General features: G+C 61.6%; 4 protein-coding genes and 1 pseudogene. All 5 read left to right on the top strand.

Going from position 1 to position 5485, the window contains the following annotated elements; genetic code table 11:
• Nucleotides 1-460 (top strand): 50S ribosomal protein L25 (locus AHiyo1_RS06030; RefSeq protein ID WP_059387938.1); only part of this gene is annotated, 460 nt, incomplete at its 5' end.
• 121 nt (nucleotides 461-581) lie between these two features.
• Nucleotides 582-1166 (top strand): aminoacyl-tRNA hydrolase, encoded by a 585-nt coding sequence (gene pth, locus AHiyo1_RS06025; RefSeq protein ID WP_059387937.1) that lies wholly within the window; start codon nucleotides 582-584, stop codon nucleotides 1164-1166.
• Between the two features lie 189 nt (nucleotides 1167-1355).
• Nucleotides 1356-2468: a hypothetical protein gene (locus AHiyo1_RS06020; protein ID WP_148667445.1), complete on the top strand. Its 1113-nt coding sequence runs from the start codon at nucleotides 1356-1358 to the stop codon at nucleotides 2466-2468.
• A gap of 26 nt (nucleotides 2469-2494) precedes the next feature.
• A complete protein-coding gene (locus tag AHiyo1_RS06015) occupies nucleotides 2495-4075 on the top strand; it encodes a LuxR family transcriptional regulator (protein WP_059387935.1) in 1581 nt (526 codons plus the stop codon).
• Nucleotides 4053-5485 (top strand): annotated as a pseudogene (locus tag AHiyo1_RS24520) (ATP-binding protein); the annotation flags it as partial. The gene AHiyo1_RS06015 and the pseudogene AHiyo1_RS24520, both read left to right, overlap by 23 nt.

The following is a 5485-nucleotide window of genomic DNA, read 5'->3' as shown; positions in this document are numbered from 1 at the left end:
GCCCATCCACATCAACCTGCCGGGCCGCGCCACCACCCTGGCCGTCCGCGTTTCCAACGCCCTGCTGGCCCTGGACGTCAACGGCGAAGAGCACCTTGCCCTCGTGAAGGACATCCAGCGCGACCCGATCAAGCAGATCATCGAGCACATCGACCTCCTGACCGTCCGCAAGGGCGAAAAGGTTACCGTTGACGTTGCCGTCCACGTTATCGGTGAAGCTGCCATTGGCGCTGTCGCCAACCAGGAAGCCACCACGGTTTCCCTCGAAGCCGAGGCTACGCACCTGCCCACCTTCGTCGAAATCAGCATTGAAGGCCGCAAGGCCGGCGAGCACGTCCACGCTTCGGACATCGTCCTCCCGAGCGGTTCGGAATTGCTCACCGATCCCGAGACCCTCATCATCAACATCTCGGAGGCCACTTCGGAGGCCGAAGAAGAGGCAGCTCCTGCCGCTGAGTAGTCGTTCGGTTTATTAGTCTTTCCGACTAATTGCGGCATTAGCCTTAGCGGGTGGCCGGGTCCCTGAGGGGTCCCGGCCACTTCTTTTTCATTCCACACTCTTGATTCCCTAGGATGACTCCATGACAGACACCTGGCTGATCGTAGGCCTTGGCAATCCCGGCGCTGAATACAGCCACAACCGCCACAACGTCGGCCAAATGGTCCTGGACGAACTGGCCTCACGGATGGGCGGAAGCTTCAAAGCCCACAAGGCCCGGGCGCAAGTGGTCGAGGGCAGGCTGGGGATCGGCGGACCGCGCGTAGTGCTGGCGAAACCGATGAGCTACATGAACGTTTCCGGGGGACCCGTATCCGGCCTGGCCAGGTTCTTCGACATCGCCCCTGATCACGTTATTGCCGTCCACGACGAAATTGATATTCCCTTCAATACGGTCAAGCTGAAGATCGGCGGCGGAGAGGGCGGGCATAACGGCCTGCGGGATATTTCCAAGGCCTTGGCTACAAAGGACTACTTGCGGGTTCGCGTGGGGGTGGGCAGGCCGCCCGGAAGAATGGACACCGCGGATTATGTCCTCAGGGATTTTGGAGCTTCCGAGAAAAAGGAGCTGCCATTCCTCCTGGATGAAGCTGCGGATGCCGTCGAGGTATTGATGACTCAAGGTTTGCTTGCCGCCCAGCAGAAGTTCCACCCCGTCAAGGCCTAGCAGCGTGGGCCTACGTGCACTCATTTCGGTGGTTAACAAGTACCCTGATCGTTAGTCGGCTGGCTAATTGATTCACGCCGATCGCTATGATACTTTGCAAATCACTGCTGGGGGTGAAGAGGAAATACAAAAGCAAACGACCCGCTGAACGTCACGTCCGCCAGAGCTGCGAAGGTAGCGTGATCTAAATTGCGAGCAACACCGGAGTCTGAAGCAGAGCGACCCGCAACGGAGCGGCAAGCACTGGGCGCTGCAGAGCGTCGAAAATGGTCGTCCCTGGTCCGGCAGGATCTTCAGAACACGGTTATCGACGCGCTCGGCGACCCGTCTTTGTACGGAGTGGTGGTGGTTGGCGCGCCGGGCGTCGGCAAAGCGACTTTCGCCCGTTCGGTTGAGGCCCGGCTCACTCCAAAGACTCACGTCCTGCACCTCCACGGCTCCACGGACGTCAGCACTCCTTTTGGGGCGCTGGCCCATCTGGTGGCGAGGCTTCCCGTCGATGCCGCAGATTCCCCTGGCGCGATCATCCACGGCATATCGCATTTGATAAGTTCGGACGCCGCGGGGCGCGAAGTGCTCTTGGTCCTTTCGGAACTGCCCGCTTTGGACAGCATGAGCACGGCCCTTCTGGTGCACTTGTTAATCAGTGGGACAGCGAAAGTCCTCGTCACTGTCCGCCAAGCCACAGACATGCCAGAAGACCTGATCAGGCTGTTGAAAGACGGCCTCCTGGACGAAGTTGAACTTCAGGTTTTTTCACGGGCGGAAGTTGCTAAATTACTGAGCGGCGTCCTTGGAAAACGGGTGACCGCTACTGCTGCAAGCGCTTTGCACGCGTCCAGCGGTGGAAATCCCTTGGTGCTCCAGGCCATCGTCACCGAACAGCTCCGCTCAGGCAACCTGCACCTGGCCGGACAGGTTTGGGCGATGAAGGGCGAAATCCACCTTTCTTCCGCTGAAGTCCTGACCGACCTGGTCCGCTCGCGCCTGGCCCGGGAGACCCCCGCGGTCCAGGAAGCCCTGGAGCTGCTTGCCCTCATTCGAACGGCCCCGCTCGCCGTGCTCTTGGACGTCCTGGAACCTGAAGTGGTTGCCGAGATGGAGTGGTCCGGCTACCTGCGCGTCGAACCGTCAGGCGCCCGCCGGGTGGCGCTGCGAGACGAGTACATGGGTGAGGTTATTCGGGGCTGGATGGATCTGCCACGGCGGAATGAACTGCGGCGGCTCGCCGCCGGGGTGATCGGCAGCATCACCCGGGACCTTGATGCCGAGGCGCTCCTGGCTTTGCCTCTTCGACACTGAATGTCCGCGAAACCCTTGAACCAGGAGTGGCACTGGCAGCTGCGACGGCAGCGAACAGGCAATTCGATCCCTGGTTCGCCTTGGAATGCGCCCGGCAGATCGGCCGCGAGGACAAGGAATGGGTGGCTGCCGCCCAGCAGCGCTGCGTTTCCCACGTTATTCTGGCCGAGCACGAGGCCGCGGTGGCCGCTTTGAAGGATGTGACGCCCGAGCAGCTTCGGCGCCTCCCGGCGTATGACTACGCGGACTATGTCCAGGAACTCTGCAGCGCGCTGCTGTGGGTTCCAGGTGGGCACCTCCAAATACCCGGCCTCATCGCCGAGGCCCGGGAGGATCTTTCCCGCCGATCGCAGGAAACCGGAGCGGATGCCACGGAAATCGAACGGGCAAGCGGGATGCTCAGGCTCGCGAGTTTCGAGCTCCACGTCCATCAGGGCGAGTATGCCGAAGTTGCCGAAGCCTTGGAGCAGGAGTACCGGGACGGCATCGATCTTCAACAAAGGCTGAGCTGCGGGAGCCTGCTGATCATGGCCTGGGCGGTGTTGGGCAGGGAAATGGAAGCGATCGAGCTGGCGCGCGAGCTGAGGCACAAGATACAGCGTGCAAAGGCGCGGCCGCGGTTGCACAACTGGTTGTCCGAAGGCTTGTTTGCCGCACTCCTGTGCAGCGGACAGTGGGAAGAACTAGCCCGGATGCTGACTGCGACCCTCGATCAGCAACCAAAGAACATCCATTATCTTGGCGGTGCCGCCGAACTGGCGCTGGGCGTTTCCTACACCTACGCAGGACGGGCTTCAGTCGCGATCGACACCCTGCTGGGCGCCCAGGCGCAGTTGGAGATCAGGCGCAACTACTACGGACCAGCACTGGCCTACTCCGCGCTCGCTTTTGCGTACGCCCAGGCCGGAGACGTGAAGGAATCCCGGACTTTTCTCGAATTGGCCGAAAAGGGACAAGGGGAAACGGCCTGGTTCCCCGCCTGGATGGCCGAATTCTGCGTCAAGATGGCCAGGCGTTGGCTGAAGGATCCCGGGGCGAAGCAAAGCCTCATCGAGTCCGCCAACCGGGATTTGGCGAAAGGACGGATCACCACGGCGTCCATCAGCCTCTTCGGCGCCACCGTCCACGGCACCGAGGAGGAACTGTTGCTCCTGGAGCAGGTTTCGTCCCGCCGCCAGGGCAAGATGGCCGCAGTCAACCGGATGGTGGCGGAGGGAACCCGCAAGAAGGACCCGAAGACGTTACTACTTGCAGCTTCGGTTGCCCAGGAACTGAAATTGGATGCGGTGGAGTCCCGCTGTGCCGTCCTGGCCTTGGACATCGCCCGGGAAGCCGGCGATTCAGCGTCCGCAAGGCTGGCCCAGCAACGGCTGGACCGCTTGGTCGGGACCGTGCCGGTACTTCCCCTGACACCTCACACTTTTGGACCCGAACTGACGGAAAGGGAGCGTCAGGTTGCAAAGATGGCCAGTCAAGGGTTGAGTAACAAAGAGGTAGCCAACCAGTTGCAAGTTTCCGTGCGCACAGTGGAAGGCCACCTTTACCAAATCTTCACGAAAATGGGAATCTCATCGAGGAGCGAGCTTGAAGGAACCGCGCAGTCATGAGAACGCTGCGGCGGTTCATGCACATGCCGGAGAACGCGCTACAAGGCCGCCCGAACCGTGGCTCGATTATGGGCATTTGCTCCCCGGAATTACGGCCGCCATCCGCGCGGATGATTGTTCGGCAGTCTTCATCGTGGGCGATTCCGGCCTCGGCGCGTCGTCCCTCCTGGCCCAGCTGGGCAGCGTTTTTGGCGGGGAAGTTGCGGTAGTCCCGATACACGGAAGTCCGTCACTGACCGCTGTCCCGTATGGGGTACTGGCTCCTTTCCTTGCCCATCTTTCACTCGCCGACATATCTTCCCGGGTTGCCGTGCTTCGCTCACTGTGGGATCACCTCGAGGGCATCCGCGTAGGTACAGGACCGGCTTTGCTGCTGGTCGATGACGCGCACTACCTGGACGATGCCACGTGCGCGATGCTGACCGAGCTTGTCCAGGCAGGATGGGCCAAAGTCGTGGCCGCATGCGTTCCACGGCCGGGAGTTCCAGCACCGCTCTTGCGCATGTGGCACGAGGGGACCGCCGAATGGTTCGACCTGGAGCCTTTGACCGCTGAGCAAGGCCACGAACTGTGCGAGGCATTGCTCGGGGGAATCGTCTTGAACAGCACGAGCCATGGTTTCTGGACGGAGGCGGGCGGCAACACCCTCCTCCTGAAGACCCTTGTCCGCGAAGCTGAGAGCTCGGGAACCCTCGTCCAACGGCACGGCGTTTGGCTCAAGACGGCCGCGACTCCGGTCCACACGGTAAAGCTGGAGGCCGTCGTCAAACTTCAGCTGATGCGCATTTCGGCCGCGGGCAGGGAAGCCTTGAACTTGATCGCATTGGCAGAACCGGTGGACGAGACGTTGATTAACGTTGTGGCCGGTGAAGCGGCCGTCCAGGAGCTGCTTGACCAGCATTTGATCAAGCCCGGAGGCAATGGGTTGCCAAACCTCCGGCTCGTCAATCCGGTCTACGGAGAGGTGCTGAGAAGCATCGTCCCGGCCGCGCAGAGCCTCCAACTGCATCGGCAGCTGATCTCCCGGATGGATGTGTTGGAGGATAACCCGGATTCCTTGTTGCGGATGGTGACATGGTCACTTGATTGCGGGGCGGACGTGCCCGATCGTCTTTTGATCCGGGCCGCGGTCCTTTCGGCGAGGCTACTGCAGAGCGAGACCGCATTGCGTATGGCGTCGGCGGTCCGGGACGTGCAATGGCAATCGATTGCTCAAGCCGTTTTGGCCCGCTCATACTTCAATCTCGGCCGCCGGGACGAGGCCGCGGCAGCCTTGGCCCAGGAAACTGTGGATGGCGACGCCGGACCCTCCCAGGTCGTATCCAGCAGCGTCCTTCGCGCGGCCACGCGTGCAGCCGTCGGGCAGTCGGCTTCCTTGATCCGGGCGGAGGCCGAGATCCTCCGCGAATG

It is taken from the genome of Arthrobacter sp. Hiyo1, from assembly GCF_001263615.2.
In the GTDB taxonomy this organism is placed as follows: Bacteria; Actinomycetota; Actinomycetes; order Actinomycetales; family Micrococcaceae; genus Arthrobacter.
This window is presented reverse-complemented; position numbering and strand designations above follow the sequence as displayed.